This window comes from Aliibacillus thermotolerans (assembly GCF_027853235.1).
GTDB classification, from domain to species: Bacteria; Bacillota; Bacilli; order Bacillales; family Marinococcaceae; genus Aliibacillus; species Aliibacillus thermotolerans.
Genome location: NZ_WKJG01000039.1, coordinates 179593 through 200403, shown reverse-complemented (window position 1 = coordinate 200403; position 20811 = coordinate 179593). Strand labels below are relative to the sequence as shown.

General features: G+C 40.0%; 18 protein-coding genes. 1 reads left to right on the top strand and 17 read right to left on the bottom strand.

Going from position 1 to position 20811, the window contains the following annotated elements; translation table 11 throughout:
* Nucleotides 1–83: 83 nt before the first annotated feature.
* Nucleotides 84–1094 (bottom strand): quinone oxidoreductase family protein, encoded by a 1011-nt coding sequence (locus GJS40_RS07365; protein ID WP_270897239.1) that lies wholly within the window; start codon nt 1092–1094, stop codon nt 84–86.
* Nucleotides 1095–1327: 233 nt separating this feature from the next.
* Between GJS40_RS07365 and GJS40_RS07360 the strand changes: the two genes are divergently transcribed.
* A complete protein-coding gene (locus GJS40_RS07360; protein WP_270897238.1) occupies nt 1328–1825 on the top strand; it encodes a YusW family protein in 498 nt (165 codons plus the stop codon).
* A gap of 44 nt (nt 1826–1869) precedes the next feature.
* Here the strand turns inward: GJS40_RS07360 and ytxC are convergent, their stop codons facing one another.
* From ytxC to icd, 16 genes are all read right to left on the bottom strand, one after another.
* A complete protein-coding gene (ytxC, locus tag GJS40_RS07355; RefSeq protein WP_270897237.1) occupies nt 1870–2721 on the bottom strand; it encodes a putative sporulation protein YtxC in 852 nt (283 codons plus the stop codon).
* Nucleotides 2722–2874: 153 nt separating this feature from the next.
* Nucleotides 2875–3984, bottom strand: a complete 1110-nt coding sequence (gene mqnC / locus GJS40_RS07350; protein ID WP_270897236.1) for a cyclic dehypoxanthinyl futalosine synthase — start codon at nt 3982–3984, stop codon at nt 2875–2877.
* A 198-nt stretch (nt 3985–4182) separates the two neighbouring features.
* Nucleotides 4183–5118, bottom strand: coding sequence for a primosomal protein DnaI (dnaI, locus tag GJS40_RS07345; RefSeq protein ID WP_270897235.1), 936 nt, complete (start codon nt 5116–5118; stop codon nt 4183–4185).
* Nucleotides 5119–5131: 13 nt separating this feature from the next.
* The gene (locus tag GJS40_RS07340; protein WP_270897234.1) at nt 5132–6535 is read right to left on the bottom strand and encodes a replication initiation and membrane attachment family protein; all 1404 of its coding nucleotides are present in this window, start codon (nt 6533–6535) and stop codon (nt 5132–5134) included.
* A gap of 75 nt (nt 6536–6610) precedes the next feature.
* A complete protein-coding gene (gene nrdR, locus GJS40_RS07335) occupies nt 6611–7078 on the bottom strand; it encodes a transcriptional regulator NrdR (protein WP_270897233.1) in 468 nt (155 codons plus the stop codon).
* 708 nt (nt 7079–7786) lie between these two features.
* Nucleotides 7787–8806: a glyceraldehyde-3-phosphate dehydrogenase gene (locus GJS40_RS07330; protein WP_270897232.1), complete on the bottom strand. Its 1020-nt coding sequence runs from the start codon at nt 8804–8806 to the stop codon at nt 7787–7789.
* Between the two features lie 126 nt (nt 8807–8932).
* Nucleotides 8933–9526, bottom strand: a complete 594-nt coding sequence (coaE, locus tag GJS40_RS07325; RefSeq protein ID WP_270897231.1) for a dephospho-CoA kinase — start codon at nt 9524–9526, stop codon at nt 8933–8935.
* Nucleotides 9527–9597: 71 nt separating this feature from the next.
* Complete coding sequence (gene ytaF, locus GJS40_RS07320; protein WP_270897230.1) at nt 9598–10209, bottom strand: sporulation membrane protein YtaF; 612 nt, start codon at nt 10207–10209, stop codon at nt 9598–9600.
* Between the two features lie 59 nt (nt 10210–10268).
* On the bottom strand, nt 10269–11096 hold the full coding sequence (gene mutM, locus GJS40_RS07315) for a DNA-formamidopyrimidine glycosylase (RefSeq protein ID WP_270897229.1): 828 nt from the start codon (nt 11094–11096) through the stop codon (nt 10269–10271).
* An 18-nt stretch (nt 11097–11114) separates the two neighbouring features.
* Nucleotides 11115–13739: a DNA polymerase I gene (gene polA, locus GJS40_RS07310; protein WP_270897228.1), complete on the bottom strand. Its 2625-nt coding sequence runs from the start codon at nt 13737–13739 to the stop codon at nt 11115–11117.
* Between the two features lie 102 nt (nt 13740–13841).
* Entirely contained in the window at nt 13842–14774 is a 933-nt protein-coding gene (gene hflC / locus GJS40_RS07305) for a protease modulator HflC (RefSeq protein WP_270897227.1), read from the bottom strand.
* Nucleotides 14764–15783 (bottom strand): FtsH protease activity modulator HflK, encoded by a 1020-nt coding sequence (gene hflK, locus GJS40_RS07300; protein ID WP_270897226.1) that lies wholly within the window; start codon nt 15781–15783, stop codon nt 14764–14766. The genes hflC and hflK overlap by 11 nt, the downstream gene beginning before the upstream one ends.
* Nucleotides 15784–15854: 71 nt before the next feature.
* Nucleotides 15855–17531 carry a two-component system histidine kinase PnpS gene (gene pnpS, locus GJS40_RS07295; protein WP_270897225.1) on the bottom strand — a complete coding sequence of 559 codons (1677 nt, stop codon included), beginning with the start codon at nt 17529–17531 and terminating at the stop codon, nt 15855–15857.
* On the bottom strand, nt 17528–18232 hold the full coding sequence (locus GJS40_RS07290; protein ID WP_270897224.1) for a response regulator transcription factor: 705 nt from the start codon (nt 18230–18232) through the stop codon (nt 17528–17530). Before GJS40_RS07290 ends, pnpS begins: the two co-directional genes overlap by 4 nt.
* Nucleotides 18233–18389: 157 nt before the next feature.
* A complete protein-coding gene (mdh, locus tag GJS40_RS07285; RefSeq protein ID WP_270897223.1) occupies nt 18390–19334 on the bottom strand; it encodes a malate dehydrogenase in 945 nt (314 codons plus the stop codon).
* Between the two features lie 27 nt (nt 19335–19361).
* On the bottom strand, nt 19362–20630 hold the full coding sequence (gene icd / locus GJS40_RS07280; protein ID WP_270897222.1) for an NADP-dependent isocitrate dehydrogenase: 1269 nt from the start codon (nt 20628–20630) through the stop codon (nt 19362–19364).
* Nucleotides 20631–20811 lie beyond the last annotated feature (181 nt).

Here is a 20811-nt window from a genome sequence, read left to right as displayed (position 1 = left end):
TGTGAAAAATGAAGCGTGCCCTACGATTCGTTTAGGACACGCTTCTTTTGAGCAAGCGCTCAGTTTAACAAAAAAAGGAGGGATTATTGCGGAATTTCAAGGACAATTTTTCCGAAATTATTTCCTTTTTCCATATATTTTAACGCTTCGGCCGCGTCTTCTAATGCGAACGTTTTGTCCACTACTGGGTGTAGAGAATGCTCTTCAAACAAATCTAACATCTTTTGAAAATCTCGCGGACTTCCCATCGTGGTGCCACGAATGTCCATATTTTTAAAGAACATTTTCGGAAGAACGAGCTCTGGTACCGGACCAGCCGTCGCACCGTAATTTACAATGCGTCCGCCATTTGCGACGACACTTAATAATTGGTTAAAATTATCCCCACCGACTCCGTCCACAATTAAGTCGAAGCCATTGATTAATTTTTTCAATTGCTTCGTCCAATCTTTTTCTTGGTAATTGACTCCGCCACTGGCTCCAAGTTCTTTGGCACGTGCGATTTTCTCCTCACTACTGGAAGTCACGTACACGTTTGCACCTTTCGCCAGTGCCATTTGCATCACAAATTGAGACACACCGCTACCAATACCGGGAACGAGAACATTTTCTCCTTCTTTTAATTCCCCTCTTGTAAAAAGGGCACGGTAAGCAGTGAGTCCTGCTAGCGGGAGGGCTGCTGCTTCTTCCCAGCTTAAATGAGAAGGCTTTTGGTACACATTTTCACTCGTAATTTTTACATATTGTGCGTATGTTCCATCAGTGGGCATGCCCAGTATGTGAAAGTCTTTGTTTCCATAAGCTTCATTTTCTCCCCACTGAAGCCCGGGATTCATAATGACTTCATCGCCAACCGACACATTAGAAACACCTTCTCCTACTTCTTCTACAATCCCAGCACCATCTGAACCTAAAATCGCAGGAAGGTTCATGCCTGGATACAGACCATGGGTAATAAAGAAATCACGACGGTTTAGTGCTGCGTTTTTTAATCGAATTAATACTTCTCCTTTCCCCGGAGAAGGAACATCTACGTCTACGTATTCTGCCTTATCTGGTCCACCTGTCTCTTTTACGAGAATTGCCTTCATCATTTCAAACCTCCTACCAAATATTTTTAAAAAAGAGACTATCAGAAAATAGTCAATATTATCATTATAAGCGATACCGAAACGTTATGTAAAATTTTTCAATGTGACACCAAAATGTAGCACTTTTCGAAAGTGCTCGCGAAACTGAACAACGTTTTTGTCGTAGTCCATTCTTCTATGGAAAGTAATGCGTGAAATCGCGTCCGTTTGGGAACAATGAAAAGAGGAGGGATGACATGATGACACGTGCCATATTAATTACAATGAGTGCATGTTTACTTAGTGTCCTTATCGCTTGCGGGGAAAACGAACCTGATACGGAAGAAGAGATGAACCAATCCTCTTCAGATGCAACGATTGATCAAGCAACACCGGAAGAAGAGGAAAGAAATAGTAATGGAACTGCAGACATCTCTGTACCTTTTGACCAGTTTTATTTAGAAGTCATTTATGAAAATGCCGTTTCTTACGAAGTGGATTTTGAAAAAGACGGTGACCGTATCGAAGTGGAAATTGATGATGATTTAAATCAAGCGAAAAAACAAGGTGAAGAAGCACTTAGTGAGCTCGAGCCGATCTTTCATCGTTTGACTTTCGATGAGGACACACCGAATGAAGAAGTGATTGCAGAAGTATTAGAAAGCTTTCAGTTAGAAGACAACTTCGAAAAATTTGAGTTAGAAGTTGACTTTACCACCGGAACAGAAAAAGAATACGAAGAAACACGTTCTTAACGGGTAAAAACAGAAAAAAGCAACGAACTGCTTTTTTCTGTTTTTTACTTTTCATATAATGGCCATTCTTTCACAGGATGAAGTGTCATTTTTTCTTGGAAAATCATTTCTAACGTTTGCACCGTCCCATTTTCTTCATCGGAATAGACATGCAGGCGACGCGGAGAAAGACTTACGGTGGGACTGATAACCATGTATTCAAAAGGAAGTTCTTTTTCGAACACAAGGGAATGCTCTAACTGATGAAGCCTCGTCCACTCATCAATAGGATGTCCATGTTCGTCCACAAATAAGGGCTTCTCTTTCAATAGGAGATGGAGAATATTCATTTGCTCCTCTGCATGCTTTAAATGATGACGACAAGATTCCACCATCGTTTGATATTCTTGTTCCCACTTATATTCATCAATGGCTTTCGAAGCTGCTTCCATCAGCAATTGATGATAGGTTCCGAGACGAAAGGTTAAAAGCGGTTGCCATTGGATGTGCTTTTTTTCTTCTATTTCTTTTTTAAGTTCGTTGTAAACGAAATGTTTTCTTTTGTCAAAAAGAGGCGTGCGTAAAACTCCTTTCTTTTCTCCTTCAAGCAATGTTTGGGCAATATCAGTAATAGCTTCCGATTCATCTTTGTAATAAAAAGTGTCTTCAATATAATTTTTAATCCATTTTAATTCTTGATGATCCGTCATATAATCCGAAAGGACGGAAGCTAAATAGGGGATGATTCCCTCCTTCCATTCTGTTTCGGTTCCTTGAAAATCCCAAAAAAACTTCCCCTTTTTTTGCATCACTTTTCCCGTGTCTAGTCCTTTTCTCTCCCATTTGTGTTGGTCATTGGATATCGTATCCATCACATTATTTGTATCTTCCATATTAGCAAAATCGATAGAAAACAACCCTACATTCCTCCTCACCCGAACGTCACTACGCACGCATTCATCTTCTCTCTCTACATATGTATGGATAAAGAAGAAAAAAATGCCGACAGAACGACCAAAAAAAAGAGAGTTACCCAAAAAGTGGTACAAATGGGTAACTCTCATTGTTTATTAGTTTTGCATAATAAAGTCTTTTTGCACCTTCGAATCCCCATCAAAACGGCGAAGAATGTTATATTTCGTATCCCGTTGTGCTGGTATTTTCCCAGCTTCCCGAATGAGTTGAATAATTTGATTGGTATTGACTTTATGGGTGGTACCAGCCGCTGAGACGACGTTTTCTTCTATCATGGTACTTCCAAAATCGTTACAACCAAATTCTAACGATTTTTTCCCTACTTCCGGTCCCATGGTTACCCAAGAAGACTGGAAGTTCGGGATATTATCAAGAAACAAACGAGAAATGGCAACATTTTTTAAGTATCCTTCCGGAGAAATTATTTCTCCTCGTAGACTCGTATTTTCCTGTTGAAAAGTCCAAGAAATGAATGCTAGAAAACAGTTCGCTTCGTCTTGGGTATCACGAATACGTTGTAAATGTTCCGCCCGCTCTTCAATTGTTTCCGTTAAACCAATCACCATCGTGGCGGTACCGTGCATGCCAACTTTTTTCGCCATCTTCATACATTCTAACCATTCCTCCGCGGTACATTTCAACCGGCTTACTTTTTTACGCGTCGCTTCGGTTAAAATTTCCGCACCGCCACCCGGGAGCGAATCTAACCCCGCTTCGTGCAGTTCGGTTAACACTTCTTCGAGTGATAAACCGGATACTTCTACCATTTTATAAATTTCTGCAGGTGAAAAAGAGTGCATTGTAATGTTTGGAAAGCGCTCTTTAATCGCACGTAATAAATCCGTGTAATAACTAAACGGAAGGTTCGGGTTGGTACCACCTTGCATTAAAATCTCGGTTCCGTCTACATCCACCGTTTCTTGTATTTTTTGGAAAATCTCTTCATTCGAAAGGACATACCCTTCATCCGATCCCGGGCGACGATAAAATGCGCAAAACGTGCAATATGTATCGCACACGTTTGTATAGTTTACATTTCGGCCGATCACAAAAGTCGTAATAGGTTCAGGATGCCACTTTTTCATCACTTCATTGGCAGCCCACCCCATTTTTTCGATTTCGTCACTTTCATATAAACGGACCGCATCTTCCATTGTTAATCGCTCTCCACGGAGCGCTTTGTCTAAAATTGGATCGATACTCACTGTAAAATCCCCCTATACATGTAAATGGGATACGAATTAGTCATCTTTATCGTATCATAACTTCCCATGCGATACCTACCAAAATATTCACATGCATGTGTCAAGTGATTCACGGGAACGTTCATGTCATGCCTGCTATTCTATTGGGTTTAACGCTTCAAGACACTTATCCTCGACTGCACGAAAAGAATCATTTTTTTATAATGATTCCCGGCGGTTTTTTCCATCAACGAAAACGAACGTAGTTAAATGACGAATGCGTTCCATGATCCTTTTCGCTTTTAATCGTTCAATCCCGCCTTTTTGTGAGTAGGAGAGATGTTCTTCTAATTCATCATAATCATAATTGGATGTATACAAAGTTGGGAGCTTTTCCATCATGCGATATTGAAGAATAACTCCTAACACATCATCTCGAATCCATGCGGAAATCGTTTCCGCTCCAATATCATCTAAAATAAGCACATCCATTTTTTTGACATAATCAATTTTTTCCTGCACCGTTCCGTCTGTTACCGACTGCTTCAACTCTCTGAAAAAGTCCGGGACATAGACAATCATTGACGGAATGTTACGGGCAGCTAGTTCATTCACGATCGCCCCCATCATATATGTCTTTCCGACACCGAATTTTCCACATAAATAAAGGCCTTTGCCATCTTTTCCGGGATTTGCTTCCATCGCAAATTGGAGACACTTATTGCTGGCGGCGAGTCGACTTTTATGGTCTTGATCAATGGAATCAAAGGTTGCTTCTAAAATTTCTTTCGGGATATACATACTTTTCATTAACGATTGTTGCTTTTTTCTTTCTTCTTCTTGACGTTTTAACGTGCAAGATTGATACCGAATCAGAAGTTGGTCATTTTCTACTGCGATCACTGGTTGATATCCTTTCATCATATTAGGGCAACGTTTTAGTCCCGGACAGAAATCACAGTTTTCTCGTTCCTTTTTATACTCATATAGTTTCATCAAGTCACGGTCTAATGTATCTTCATTCCAAGCAGAATGTTCTTTTAAAAACGATTGAATCCGCTTGTCCATAAGCACTTCTTTTTTTACTTTTTCAAATCGTTCTTGCCATTCTTTTTTATTCATAAAATGATGAAGCGATGCATCGATGGAATCCATTTTTTGTCACCTCCTATTGCATCCTTGCTTTCCGACGTCGTAATAATTCTTCAAATTGTTGTCGTTCTTTCTGTAAGTCCGTATCTTCTTCCATGGAAGAGGTTTCCTTCTTGTTTTCCTCCTCGAGCCATTTCGGTAATTTATCCTTTCGTACGTAAGGGGCTTGCTGACGGAAGGAGACCGTTTTTTGCGAATTGTTTTGTTTTTGTTCGTCGTATTTTTTTCGTTTGCGATATTCTTCTTTTGCCAGTTCCATCGCTTCTTGCACTGTTTGTATTTTTTTTCGCGACCAATGACCGGCGATTTTGTGGACCAAGTTTGAAGCCAGTTTCATATTATTCGTTTGAAGGACATAGTCCAGTAATACATTGACAACGCCCGGTGGTAATTGATAGTCAAAGAGTAACGCCTCTGCCAATTTTATATCCGACGGAGGGGCTTGAGCGCCGTTGGAGACACTTTCTAAAAAAGTGAGCGGAGAAGTCCGTTCAAAATAAATCATCATCTCTTCTTCACTCGTAGTTGGTTTTTTTCCATCCATCGTGCGTAATTCTTTCGGTTGGGTCCGCAAACCAAGGGCTGGAGGCTCATTTCCTATTTCAAATCGGTACCAATCTTGCGCTCGTCTTTTCAATTCTTCCGTATCTATTTGATCATTCTCTGTGTAAGATTGCTGGATCAGACGACTCATTTCTAAGGGCGAAATTTGATATACAAAAGCAAGACGAAGGATCGAGTTTTTCACTTTTTTCTCCTTCACTGCTTTCTCATCAATAAATTCCGGAAGAGCGGCTAACAAAAGAGAAAAGTCAAATGTTTCTTCATCAAAATGAATCGTTGCTTCCCTTCGTTCGTACGCCCATTCTCCTTGTACGTCTGTTATTCCATGTAATTGTCGCATTTCGGACGGATGAAGGGATGTAAACACGTCGTTGAAAGAAGCGGTTACTTCATGGAATTGTTCGAGATCAATGGATTCTATTAAAAAGCGGTTGCGTAACTCAAGATATTGGTTCCTGCCTAATTTATTATACAAAAACACGCTTAATACATCGTCTTGAAAAAAATTAGCCGGTGATAGTGGTAATTGTAATTGATAGATAAATAGTGTGGAAGTGTCTTCTTTTCGTTCAAACGTACGCAACAATCCGATTCCTTCTAGAATGCGTCGTGCCTGATAAATCTCCTGCAAGTTGGTATGTAACATGACCATTAATTCATGATGTGTTCCTTCCCTTGAAGCATAGGCGTCTTTTTCTACTTTATTTAAGAGGGATAAATAAAGAGAGACAGCCGTTGCGCCAATCAACGGTTGATAGAGTAAAGTTAAGGATTTATAATCTCGTTCTCCTAATGGGGTTTCCACTCGTACAGAAAAACGATCAATCGGTAACAATTCTGTCCAATGTGGTTTCACAAACAGCTCCCCCTCAATGATGATGGTCTAATCATAATCGGAAAAAGAGCTTGAGCAATTGCCCGAAAGCTCTTTTCATTGTTCTCCATTGTCTGTTTTAATCAGTTCTTTTAACTCATTGATAAACACATTAATATCTTTAAATTGCCGATAGACGGAGGCAAAGCGCACGTAAGCAACATCGTCTACCTTTGAAAGACGTTCCATCACTAATTCACCGACATCTTTACTTTTGATTTCTGATTTTCCTTCACTGCGTAATTGTTTTTCCACTTCATTGACGATATTTTCTAACGTTTCAAGGGCAACCGGGCGTTTTTCACATGCACGGATTAAGCCGCGCAATATTTTTTCTCGGCTGAACTCTTCTCTCGTCCCATCTTTTTTCACAACAATTAAAGGGATCTCTTCCACGATTTCAAAGGTGGTAAATCGATGCTTACAGTTGTCGCATTCACGACGTCTACGGATAGATCTTCCTTCATTACTGGGTCTTGAATCCAATACTCGCGTTACTTGTGATTGACAGGCAGGACAACGCATCGCTATCATCTCCACTATTCCACAAAAAATCGGACATCTTTTATGTAATTTATCATACCATTAATGGAGCCGTTTTAAAACTGTTAGAAAAACTCGCTTTGGCATGTATTCTTCAAACTAAAAAAATGGTTCCAAGCACTAAAATTTGCTTGAAACCATTTTTCCCTTCTTCTATGTTGGTCATTGTTTCTGGCGGTATATTTCCTTAAGTTTCTTCACCGGAAGCACAGCGCTCATTTCATCAGCCTCCAAAAATCCGAATGCTGATTCTACCCGAAAACGTCATGAGACCGTTCGGTAGAAATTTGATGCGATAATTAGTCGCATGAACCTTTTTTACAACACTTCATTGTATCGTTCTCATAAAAACAGGTCGTATGAAACATTTGGGGCCTGTGTTTATCCTAATTTCTTCCATTTTTTAGCCTTCATACGACACTTTCATCGCTGTTTTACAAAAATAAGTGTCGCATGAAACGTTCATGGAACGATTTATCTTCTTTTCTAAAGTGAAATTGATCGCATGCGCATGAAGCATCAAAGCGCTCCAAATCACCTATTTATCTCTAATTATTAACCCTTCTGAGAACACTCCTGATCAGATTGTACGAAAAAAGTGTGTCGCACGATTTCATACGACACTTTTTTTCATTTATGTGATGAAAAATTGGTTTCATCATTTGTTACAGACCAAGCTTCGTGAGCACCTTATGCATTTGTTACTGGAATGGACTTTGCCACATGTTGTACTAAATCGACGACGCGACAAGAATACCCCCACTCGTTGTCATACCAAGCAAGTACTTTTACTTGGTTGTCTTCTACTACCATTGTCGATAATCCGTCAATAACGGAAGAATGTTCATTCCCGTTGTAGTCGATGGAAACAAGCGGTTCTTCATTAAAGCCAAGAATTCCTTTGAGTTCCGTCTCAGATGCTTCTTTTAATGCTTCATTTACTTCTTCTGCATTTACTTTTTTCTCCGTTGTCACGACAAGGTCAACGAGGGATACGTTAGGAGTCGGAACTCTCAATGCCATGCCATTCATTTTTCCTTCCAATTGTGGCAACACTTTCGATAATGCTTTTGCTGCACCAGTGGAAGTTGGGATGATGGATTGTCCACAGGCTCTTGCACGACGCAAGTCTTTGTGCGGATTATCAATATTTTTTTGGTCGTTCGTATAAGCATGCACGGTTGTCATTAAACCTTTGACAATACCGAAAGACTCATCAAGTACTTTCGCAACCGGAGCAAGGCAATTTGTCGTACACGATGCGTTTGAAATAATGTGATGCTTTTCCGGTTGATAATCCTCTTCATTTACTCCCATCACAATGGTGACATCTTCATTTTTACCTGGAGCAGTAAGCACCACTTTCTTTGCTCCCGCTTCGATATGGTAATTCGCTTTTTCTCTATCGTTAAACTTTCCGGTTGCTTCTATAACGATATCAATCCCTAGTTCGCTCCACGGAAGATTGCGTGGATCTCTATCATTCGTTAAAAGCACTTTTTTGCCATCCACATAAAGTGCGTTATCTTTTCCTTCCACTTCTTTATCAAATAAACCGTGAACGGTATCATATTTCACAAGATGAGCGAGCGTCTCCGCAGGATAACTGGCATTCACTGCTACTACGTCAAATGCGTTATCCAACATTGCTTTACGAAATACCATGCGGCCGATTCGACCAAATCCGTTTATTGCTACTTTTACTCCCATAAGGAAAGCCTCCCTGCTATTTGTGATATACTAACCACCGTTTTCTTATTATATAGTATATCACATTTACGCAATTCGGTACTATTATTTTATATTTTGTCCTTATTTTTATCAAAACTTGTCTATTTATTCGAGATTCCATTTTTTTAAGATTTCATTTAATTGGCGAATCGACTCTTCTTTCGTTCCGTTATTATCGATAATTGCATCCGCAAATGCTTTCTTTTCTTTTAACGGCATCTGGGAAGCAATGCGGTTGTTCGCATCTTCTTCTCCCTGTTTGTCTCTTTCCATCAGCCGCTCTTTCTGCACGTCTTCGTCTACGTAAACGAGGAGAACTTTATCTACTACATGAAACGATTTGTTTTCAACAAGAAGCGGAATATCAAGTACAATTACCTCCGCCCCTTCTTTTTCTAACTGTTCTTTTTTATGTATCATTCTCTTCCGAATGGCTGGATGAACAATATTGTTTAAAGCTTGACGTTTTTCTTCATCTGCAAAAATCATTTTTCCTAATTTTTTTCGCAGCAACGTCCCATCCTCACCAACGACTTCTTTACCGAATGTCTCTACAATTTGATGAAATGCATCTTCTCCAGGCTCCACCACTTCTCGCGCTACTTTATCCGCATCAATCACGGGAAAACCTTTTTTTTCTAATTCATTTGCAATAAAACTTTTACCACTAGCAATCCCACCTGTAAGACCAATAATCATGTGATCCCTCCTTTTTTTGCTTGTCTGTCTTTAACAAAGAGAAGAGCAAAATGACGGACACCCTTCTCCCGTTAAAGCAAATTCCATGTCCCCAATGCTATAAATAAAGCGCCAGGTAAGAAGGAAAGCTTTTGCATCACTTTGTATGTGGCCAACTTTACACCTAATTTCATTCCTAGAAGTAGAAAAATCCCACACATGATTCCGACCATGATAGAAAGAGATAAAGTAGAAAGTGCTAAAAATTGCGCGCTGACACCAGCTGCTAATGCATCCAATGACAGTGCAACTCCAAGTAACATCGACTCCTTGACACTAATTGTTCCGGATTTGTCTAAATCCGCTTCGTCCGGATGGTTCATCACAAGGACAATGGTTGAAATCAAGTCATCTTTTTTATCCTCTTTCAACGGTTTATTTTTACGCGATTGGTATATTGACCAACAACCGAGCAAAATTAAAATAATTCCTCCTAAAGACTCTGTCATCACCGGCGGGAAATAAAGGGCAATCGTGCCGGCAATCATTCCACCGATAAAAATAGAAGTACCGGAACATACACTAATCAATAGAAGCAAAAGAAAAGGCAGTTGCAACTTTCTTAGTCCATATGCTAAACCAGCACCAAAACTGTCTACGCTCACCACAAACGTCAATATGCTTAAAGAGAAAATTTCTATCATGGAAGTGCTCCTTCCCTAGCAATATCTCTGAATAATATATGGAAGGAGCGTGATAGGTGTTACTTACTTTGACAAACGGGACAATAATGAGTACCGCGGTTCGCTACTACTGTTCTGACAATTTCTTTGCCACACTGATAACAAGGTTGACCTTTTCTGCCATATACAAGCAGCTCTAATTGAAATTTCCCTGCTTCTCCACGACCATTTACATAGGAACGAACCGTACTTCCGCCTTTTTGTACCGCGTTTTCAATCGTCGTTACAATCTTTTCATGTAACATGCGTACTTCCTCATTGGATAGGGAAGCAGCGGTTCGGTCCGGGCGAATTTTTGCCTGATACAGCGCTTCATCGACGTAAATATTCCCTAATCCAGCAATTGCTTTTTGGTCGAGTAACACGGTTTTAATATGACGAGTAGTCTTTTGACAAATTTCTCTTAAATAGGTTGGTGTGAAGGCAGGGTCTTGATACGGTTCCGGCCCGAGCTGAGATAGCGGTAATGCTTTCTGTTCTTCACCTTTAGGAAACAAATGCATCGTCCCGAACTTTCTCACATCTTTATAACGCAATTCTTCTCCGCTCTTTAAGAAAAAGCGTACGTGGGTATGTTTATCTCGTTCTTCGATTGGACCGCATTCATATTTTCCTTCCATCCGCAAATGAGAAACGAGTGCTACGTCATCCAAATAAAAAATGAGAAATTTTCCCCGCCTTCCAATGTGATGAATCGTTTGATTTTGTAATTGTAAACAAAACGCATCGGGGTCTGCCGGTTCTTGAATAATTCGGGGCCAATATACTTCTACCGCTTCAATTTCTTTTCCAATCGTTTGCATTGCTAATGTTTTTCGGATCGTCTCCACTTCCGGTAATTCAGGCATCGTTTCTTTCTCTCCTCATCATTTTGCATCATACCACGTTTTTCCATAAGCAACGTCCACTTGTAAAGGCACTTTGAGTTGGATCGTTTTTTCCATCACGGAAGGAACGAGGGTGATCATTTCTTCCAATTCTTCTTCTGGTACTTCAAAAATTAATTCGTCATGTACTTGTAAAAGCAAACGACTCTTCAAATTTTTTTCAATCAATGCATCGTTTACATCGACCATTGCTTGCTTAATAATATCGGCTGCGGTTCCTTGAATTGGAGTATTCATGGCCGTTCGCTCTGCAAAACTACGGCGGTTAAAGTTTTTACTCGTAATTTCCGGTAAATAGCGACGACGGTGAAGCAAGGTGGTCACATACCCTTTTTGTCGCGCTTCTTCTTTAATCGTATCCATATATTCTTTTACTTTTGGGTAACTATCTAAATATTTATTGATAAACTGTTCCGCTTCTTTTCTCGTAATACCTAGGCTTTGGGAAAGACCATAGTCGGAAATGCCGTAAATAATCCCGAAGTTGACCGCTTTGGCGCTCCGTCTCATATTGCTAGTCACTTCTTCTTTTTCTACACCGAAAACATCCATTGCTGTTTTCGTATGGATATCCATGTTGTCTTGAAATGCTTGAATGAGCTTGTCGTCTTCGGCAATGTGAGCGAGTACTCTTAACTCAATTTGGGAATAGTCTGCAGCAAGAATGTACCAATCAGGCTCTGACGGTGTGAAGGCTTGGCGAATCTTTCTCCCTTCCTCCAAACGAATTGGTATATTTTGTAAGTTTGGTTCCGTCGAACTGAGGCGGCCGGTTTGCGTGATCGCTTGATTAAACATCGTATGAATTTTTTTCGTTTTAGGGTGAATCACTTTCAATAATCCTTCAATATAGGTCGATTGCAATTTCATTACTTGTCGATAATGCAGTAATTTTGGAATGATTTCATGACGGTCAGACAACTTTTCCAATACGTCTGCCGATGTGGAATATCCTGTTTTTGTTTTTTTGATAACAGGCAGATTTAACTTTTCAAATAAAATCGACCCCAATTGTTTCGGTGAATTAATATTGAAAGTAGTTCCCGCTAATTCATAAATTTCTTCCTCTAAATCAGACAATGTCTTTTGTAACTCTTCCCCCATTTTATTTAATTGAGCAGGATCTACACGAATTCCTGTTATTTCCATTTTGCCAAGAATAAGAGATAAAGGCATTTCTAATTTTTGGAATAATTTATCTTGTTGATTTTTTTGTAACTCTTCTTCCAAACTGTCTTTTAACGTGAACAGTGCAACTCCTTTACGAACAAGATGTTCCCCTAACACCTCTTCAGAAGGACGAACTCTTTTTGCTCCTTTTCCGTATATAAATTCATCGGTTTGAACAATTTTTTTATTTTTCCTTAACGCAATGTCAGCAGCGCTATGAGAGGAAGCGGAAGGATCTATCAGATAGGAGGCGATGAGCATATCATGGGTCACTCCTTTTAAAGAGACCCCTTTCCAACCGAGTGCAACAACAGCTCGTTTTGCATCAAAAATGTATTTCTCTTTCGTTTCATCCGACGCCCACTGCTTGAAGACATCAGAATGTAATGCAACGTCTGTTGGAATGTAGTATTTTCCCCGATGATTCACTACCGCAATTCCCCAAATGTCACTATCATGATAATTATCATCAGGCACTTCGACGACCAAAGCAGATGGAGACATGAGCATCTCTTCGGTTACTTCTTTTACCGTTTCAAAAGTCACTTCTTCTAAATTTTCTTCTCCTGTTTCATCTTCATCAAATTGTTTCAAAAGAGAACGAAAATCTAGTTCTTTCAACAAATCGGTCACTGCCTTCGGATCATAAGGTTCTCTTTTTAAACCGTCTAATGTCACATCCATTGGTGTTTCCCGGGAAATAATCGCTAATTTTTTACTCATTAAAGCTTGTTCCCGATGTTCTTTTAATCGCTCCTTCATTTTTTTACCAGAAATTTGGTCAATGGATGCTAACACTTCTTCGACGGTTGGATACTCTTTTAACAATTTTAATGCCGTTTTTTCACCAATGCCCGGCACTCCTGGAATATTATCGGAAGCATCTCCCATTAATCCTTTCATGTCAGGAATTTGGGCAGGTGTAATTCCATATTTATCCATTACTGTTTGTTCATCATAAGTTTCTACAGTGGTAATTCCTTTTTTTGTTAAAATCACTTTTGTTTTTTCAGAAACAAGTTGTAACAAATCTTTATCTCCTGAATAAATATGGACTTGCCAGCCTTCTTCTTCCGCTCGCTTCGACAATGTGCCGATAATATCATCTGCTTCATAATGATCCACTTCTGTGTGAGCGATTTGAAAAACATCTAACAGCTCACGAATCAGTGGAAATTGTTCGGATAATTCGGATGGAGTTTTTTGACGACCTGATTTATATGCTTCATACGTGTCATGTCGAAACGTTGTTTTACCTGCATCAAAAGCTACAAGTAAATGCGTTGGCTTCTCTTCTTCCAACACTTTTAACAGCATCGTTGTAAATCCGTATACAGCATTTGTATAGACACCTTTCTCATTATGAAGCAAAGGAAGCGCATAAAAAGCGCGATAAGCAATACTGTTCCCGTCAATCAACACTAGCTTTTTCACAAAAAAGCCCCTCTCTTCCTATTTTTTCATCTTCTGATTGGTGAAAAAGGGTAGCCCCTCTGATCGTCACAGAGAAGTCACCCTTTTACACATCGTATTGGATTAGTCAACATATCCCATTAATATTCGAGCGTACGGGGAATCTGATGGTAACACGATGACAGTATCTTCCCCAATGGTTTGTTGATATGTTTGCAACGTTTTGTACAACTCATAAAACTCCGGATCCCGACCGAAGGAACTGTTGTAAATCGCTGCTGCTTCTGCTTCTCCTTCCCCGATAATTTCTTCAGCATCCGCTTCTGCTTGCGATAGCATTTCTGTCACTTCCCGATCCGTGTTGGCACGAATTCGATTTGCTTCCGCATCTCCTTCTGATAAATATTCTTGTGCAGTCGATTCTCTTTCGGAAATCATGCGACGGTACACTGCTTGTTCATTATCTTCTGGAAGATCCGTTCTTTTCATGCGAATATCCGTCACTTCTATTCCGTAACTTCCTTCCGCCAGTAGACTGTTCACACGCTCAGTGACCATTGCATTAATGTCTCCTCGTGCGGAATCTTCTTCGTTAATAATTTGTTCGAATTCTAAACGTCCGAGTTCCGAACGAATGACAGAGTTAATAAAGTTTGCCATAATTGATTCCGCATTTTCAACGGTGCGAGCATTAGCAATCATGTCATGAGGATTACTAATTCTCCACACCGCATAATTGTCAATTAATACACGTTTTTTATCAAGGGTATTAATTTCAGCGGAAGTAATGTCATAACTCATTTGATATTTTGGCAAAGAGGATACTTGCTGAATGAATGGCACTTTTGCATTTAAGCCCGGGGAGTCAATAATACGTACCACTTCCCCAAATTGTGAAACGACTTTATATTCCCCTTGTTTCACGATAAAAACATTCATGATTCCAACAAGAAGGATAAATAATAGAACAACGAGAATAAGGCCTGTTCGAATCCATTTTGTCCACGGGGGACGGGAGCGTCTGTCATTCATATTTAATACGTTATCATCGGCCACTATTCTCACCTCCGTTATCATCGCTTTGGTCATTTTCTTGATTATTGTTGTTGTCTTTATCCCGTACGGCAGCTTCTCCCGCTTGGCGTTCCAATGGACGAATTGGTAAATAGTTTACGGTGTCTTGCTGACTATCAATAATATATAGCTCCGTATCCGGCAAAACATCTTGGAGGGTTTCTAATACGAGGCGTTGTCTTGTCACATCTGGATTATTTATATATTCATCATACAACGCATTAAACCGTGCAGCTTCCCCCCGGGCTCTTTCAATTCTTTCCGCCCGTTGTCCTTCTGCTCGGGAAATAATCGCATCTTTTTCCCCTTCTGCTTCGTTAATTTGTTGATTGCGATATTTATTCGCTTCATTAATTTTCGTTAATCGTTCTTCCCGGGCGTCCGTGACCGCTGTAAACGCTTTGCGCACTTCATCGGTTGGAAGTTCTACGTTTTGTAATTTTACATCTAACACAGTGATTCCAATCTGATAATCTTCCAGTAATGCTGTTAAGGACTCCAGCACAGTTCCTTCAATTTCAGCTCTTTGGTCCGTTAAAACGTCATCTACTTCCGAATTCCCGATGACACCACGAAGAGACGCTGACGATGCTTGATATAAAATATTTTCAGGATCGTCTGCATTAAACAAATATTGTTCCGGATCAGTGATTCTCCACTGAACGACTAAATCAACGAATAAAATGTTTTCATCTCCCGTAATCATCTTTGCTTCATCGTTATATTCCGCCACTTCTCCATCTTCTGTCGTTTCATATCCGACTCTTAAACTATTCGTAGAGGCGGGAAGCACTTCTGCTTTTTGAATCGGCCAAGGAAGTTTAAATTTCAAACCCGGCTCGGTAACAGTTTCATCCACTCGACCAAAGGTGATGAGTGCTGCTTGTTCCGATTCTGAAACTGTATACCAGCCCGTAAGAAGAAATAAAGCCAAAATAACAATACCAATGAATGAAACGAAACCGAGTATCACTTGTCTTATTGACAACAAAACGTCTCCTCCTCTTCCATCTCTCTTTATGATAAAGCGTCTAAATCTTTTCTATCTATCCATCACTTCATTTAACGTTGCGGAAGCTTCACAATAAATATTGTCCCTTTCCCTTTTTCACTGTCTACTTGAATATCACCTTCAAAAGCCTCCACGATATGTTTGACAATTGCGAGTCCTAAACCCGTTCCACCAGAATTCCGACTACGTGCTTTGTCCACTCGATAAAAACGTTCAAAAATTCTTGGGATTTCTTCTTCACTAATGCCAATGCCGTTATCCTTAACGATCATGACCACTTGATTTTCTTTTTCCATCACCTCCACCCATACTTGGCCATGGGGAGAAGTGTAATTGATCGCATTACTGACTAAATTAATGAGTATTTGTCGAAATCGAAGGGGATCACCAATCATTGTTAGCTCAGGTTGGAAAGTCGTAGTTAAAGTAATACTTTTTTCTTCTGCTTTTGAGCGTAATAGTTCAATGACTTCTTTTGCAATTTCTGTCACTTGAATCTCTTGCCACTCCAACTCCAAATCTTCTCTTTCTAATTTGGAAAGATGTAGTAAATCATCAATGAGATGGGAAAGACGATCACTTTCTTTCCAAATAATTTGTAAAAATTGCTTCCGTGCTTTTTCATCGTCCATGGCACCGTCTAGTAATGTTTCTGTAAAGCCTTTTAAAGAAGTCATGGGCGTCTTTAATTCATGGGATACATTGGCGACAAAGTCTCTGCGAATATTTTCTAATCGTTTTAACTCTGTAATATCGTGTAAGACAAGAACCACTCCTCGCAACTCATGATTATCTCCTACAACCGGTGCACCATACACTTCATAATGTTTATCGGGAATACGTTGCTGAAACTGAATCTGTTTACGTATTTTTTGTTCTGTAAAGAAAATTTGTTGAATTAGATCGTTCACTGGCTTTTCCGGAATGACTTGATGATACAATTCGTTCAGCCACTGATCTGTATCCGTGTTAAAAATATCTTTACAATATTGGTTAATCACCGCAATGTCCCCACGTTCACTGATAAAGATTAAGCCGCTCCCCATGTGTTGAATTAGCGCTTCGAGACGTTCCTGTTGAATTTGGGAATGGGTTGTAATTTGATCTAAATTGTACGCTAACATATTCATGGAACGCATTAATTGACCAATTTCATCTTTTCTTCTATCGTAGGTCCGGACTTTAAAATTTCCTTTTGCCAGTTCATTCGCTACGTTTGTCACATGACTAATCGGGCGAGTTAATTCTAACGTGATGCGATAACTCATCATTGCAATGATGAAAAAAGCTAGAGAAAAGCTAATAAAGATAAAAATCCACATGTAGCGATGGAAATCCTCTAACTGCTGCTCCACTGGTAATGCAAATTGTAATGAGCCTGTGTCATTCCAAAATGATTCCTCCAACAATAGTAAATCTTCTTGCTCTTCTGGAAATGTCGAAACAATCCCTTCTTCCGGATCAACAATGAGCGCTTCTTCTTGGATATTCATTTGCACTTGAACATCCAGCCGAGTGGATAATTCCTTTAAAAATGATTCCCATTCATTACGTTCTAATGTTTCCAACACGGCGGCACTAAGTGTCAATTCCCGCTCCAGACGCTCTGTTAACGTATCTTTGTAATAGCTTGCCACTAATTGCCCAACTATTAATCCGAGTGTTGTTAATACAAATAGCGTGACAAGTAAAAATCCGATGAACAAGCGTGTCTGAAAGCGATTCATGCGGAAGGTCCCTCAAATTTATACCCGAGTCCCCGCACCGTTTTAATGTACGTCGGTTTTTTTGTGTTTGGTTCAATTTTATCGCGTAAATGACTAATGTGTACGTCGACAATGCGAGTGTCCCCAACAAATTCATAGTTCCATACCGCATTTAATAATTGATCCCGAGTTATTACTTTCCCTTTTCCGTTCACTAAGTATAGAAGCAATTCAAATTCTTTCGGGGTTAAGTCAATCGGTTCACCATTTAAATAGGCTTCATAGTTTTCGGGATAAATCGTCAATGCGCCGATTTCTATTTTCTTGATTTCTTCTTCCTTTGGTTGTTGGTCTTCACTCACTCTTCGTAATATTGCTCTTACACGTGCCATCAGTTCTCTTGGGCTAAACGGTTTTGTCATATAATCATCTGCACCTAATTCCAGTCCGAGTACTTTATCAAATTCGTCGTCTTTAGCGGTCAACATTAAAATGGGCACGTGACGACTCTGTTGTCGAATTTCCCGGCACACTTCAATGCCGTCCACTTTTGGTAACATGATGTCTAACATAACAAAATCAAACGGTTTATTTTTAAATTTGTCTATCGCTATTTCGCCATCCTCTGCTACCTCTACCTCATAGCCGGCTTGTTCTAGGTTGTATTTAATGAGGGTCGCAATAGACTCTTCATCTTCAACCACCAAAAATTTTTGTGTCATGACTTTCCACCATCCTAAAGAAAGTTATCAAGGGTACATATTAACTATAACATGACTACACAATTATCTCTTCACAAAATCATGGAAGGTAAATAAGAAATTTTTGCACCGAAAAAGAGATTGCCCTCTTGGACAATCTCTTTTCTAGATGATGTTATCATTCTTTCGGGAGTGCTTTCATTACTTCTCGAACCGACGCTGCTGATTTCTCAAGCGCCTTTTTTTCTTCATCGGTCAAGTCTAGTTCAATGACTTTTTCTACCCCTTTACCGCCTAAAATTGTCGGAACACCTAGATAGAGATCATGGAAGTGATACTCTCCTTCTAAATAGGCGATAGACGGAAGAATGCGTCTTTTATTTTTTAAAATAGCTTCGGTCATTTCTGTAAGGGATGCTGCCGGGGCATAATAAGCACTGCCATTTCCAAGCAATTGCACAATCTCTCCGCCCCCTTTTCTCGTACGTTCCACGATTGCCTCTATTTGTTCATCAGAAAGAAGTTTTGAGAGCGGTACTCCTCCTACATTGGAGTAGCGGATCAGTGGCACCATATCGTCCCCATGACCACCTAAGACGAACCCTTGGACATCTTCTACCGACACATGTAACTCTTGGGCGACAAAGGTTCGAAAACGAGCGGTATCTAATATACCTGACTGTCCCATCACGCGGTGTTTAGGAAAACCGGATTCTTTATAAACGGTATAAGTCATCGCATCCGCTGGATTTGTTAGCACGATGATATAACAATTTGGCGAATGTTTCACTATTTCTTTCGTGACTGATTTCATAATTTTCGCATTGGTTGTTACAAGATCATCTCGACTCATTCCCGGTTTTCTCGCAATGCCTGCTGTAATGATGACGACATCAGAGTCTTTCGTATCTTCATAATTGGCCGTTCCAATTACTTGTACATCGGAACCCATCACGGGAGTTGCCTCTAACATATCCAATGCTTTCCCTTTTGTTGGGTTTTCGTTGTCTGGAATATCAACTAGAACGATATCCCCAAGCTCTTTTTGCGCCAACATAAACGCTGTTGTGGAACCGGTGAAACCTCCACCAATTACAGAAATTTTCCGCCGTGTAATTGTCACTCTATAGCCCCCCGATTTCATCTATCATTACATATTTTTAATGAGTTCATCAGCAAATTCAGAGCATTTTACTTCTTGTGCACCTTCCATCAAACGAGCGAAGTCATAAGTCACTACTTTGCTTGCAATCGTTTTGTCCATGGAAGCAATGATTAAGTCCGCTGCTTCATTCCAACCGAGATGACGAAGCATCAGTTCTCCAGATAAAATGACAGAAGATGGGTTCACTTTGTCTAAACCGGCATATTTTGGTGCAGTGCCGTGAGTTGCTTCAAAGATGGCATGTCCCGTTTCATAGTTAATGTTTGCTCCCGGAGCAATTCCAATTCCGCCAACTTGCGCAGCAAGCGCGTCGGAAATATAGTCCCCGTTCAAGTTCATTGTAGCCACCACGTCGAACTCTTTCGGACGAGTTAAAATTTGTTGCAAGAAAATATCTGCAATCGCATCTTTAATGATGAGTTTTCCTTCTTCTTCCGCTTTCGCTTGTGCAGCATTTGCAGCATCGCGACCTTCTTTTTCAACGATTTCATCGTACTCATTCCATGTAAATACTTTATCTCCAAATTCCCGTTCCGCTAGGTCATACCCCCAGTTTTTAAACGCTCCTTCAGTAAACTTCATAATGTTTCCTTTATGAACGAGCGTCACACTTTTTCTACCTTCTTGAAGGGCATATTGAATGGCTGCTCGAACGAGACGTTCGGTACCTTCTTTTGACACCGGCTTAATTCCGATTCCGGAGGTTTCCGGGAAGCGAATGTTGTTCACACCCATTTCCTCTTGCAGGAATTTGATGACTTTTTTCACTTCGTCCGTGCCTTCTTTATATTCAATTCCTGCATAAATATCTTCCGTATTTTCACGGAAAATAACCATGTTTACGTCTTCCGGTCGCTTCACTGGAGAAGGCACTCCGGTAAAGTGACGTACAGGTCGAAGGCAAGTGAATAGATCTAATTTTTGACGAAGTGCTACGTTTAACGAACGAATCCCTCCACCGATTGGAGTTGTAAGTGGACCTTTAATCGCGATCAAATACTCGCGAATTGCTTCTAAAGATTCGTTTGGCAGCCATTCTCCTGTTTCATTATACGCTTTCTCACCAACGAGAATTTCTTTCCACTGAATTTTTTTCTTCCCATTGTATGCTTTTTCGACTGCGGCATCCAACACACGACTGGCAGCTGCCCAAATATCAGGACCCGTTCCATCTCCTTCAATAAAAGGGATAATCGGTTGATCCGGAACGTTCAAGACACCATTTGTTGTAGTAATTTTTTCACCAGTAGACATATTTATAACCTCCTGCTAAGTATTTAAAACATATTTAATGTTCAAAAAGGAAATGGGAATCATTTGTTCTACATGCATTGCAGCATTTTTTTGGAAGAAGGTTTGGTTTCGATCGAGGGGATTGGCATGAGGAGAGGAACCAATGAAGAGAATCTCCATCAGTTCCTTGCTCCGTTCTTTT

Coding starts and splice junctions, on each gene's coding strand:
- GJS40_RS07365 (WP_270897239.1), bottom strand. CDS start 1,094: ATGATGAAGGCAATTCTCGTAAAAGAGACAGGTGGACCAGATAAGGCA.
- GJS40_RS07360 (WP_270897238.1), top strand. CDS start 1,328: ATGATGACACGTGCCATATTAATTACAATGAGTGCATGTTTACTTAGT.
- dnaI (WP_270897235.1), bottom strand. CDS start 5,118: ATGGATTCCATCGATGCATCGCTTCATCATTTTATGAATAAAAAAGAA.
- nrdR (WP_270897233.1), bottom strand. CDS start 7,078: ATGCGTTGTCCTGCCTGTCAATCACAAGTAACGCGAGTATTGGATTCA.
- GJS40_RS07330 (WP_270897232.1), bottom strand. CDS start 8,806: ATGGGAGTAAAAGTAGCAATAAACGGATTTGGTCGAATCGGCCGCATG.
- coaE (WP_270897231.1), bottom strand. CDS start 9,526: ATGATTATTGGTCTTACAGGTGGGATTGCTAGTGGTAAAAGTTTTATT.
- ytaF (WP_270897230.1), bottom strand. CDS start 10,209: ATGATAGAAATTTTCTCTTTAAGCATATTGACGTTTGTGGTGAGCGTA.
- mutM (WP_270897229.1), bottom strand. CDS start 11,096: ATGCCTGAATTACCGGAAGTGGAGACGATCCGAAAAACATTAGCAATG.
- pnpS (WP_270897225.1), bottom strand. CDS start 17,531: ATGAATCGCTTTCAGACACGCTTGTTCATCGGATTTTTACTTGTCACG.
- GJS40_RS07290 (WP_270897224.1), bottom strand. CDS start 18,232: ATGACACAAAAATTTTTGGTGGTTGAAGATGAAGAGTCTATTGCGACC.
- icd (WP_270897222.1), bottom strand. CDS start 20,630: ATGTCTACTGGTGAAAAAATTACTACAACAAATGGTGTCTTGAACGTT.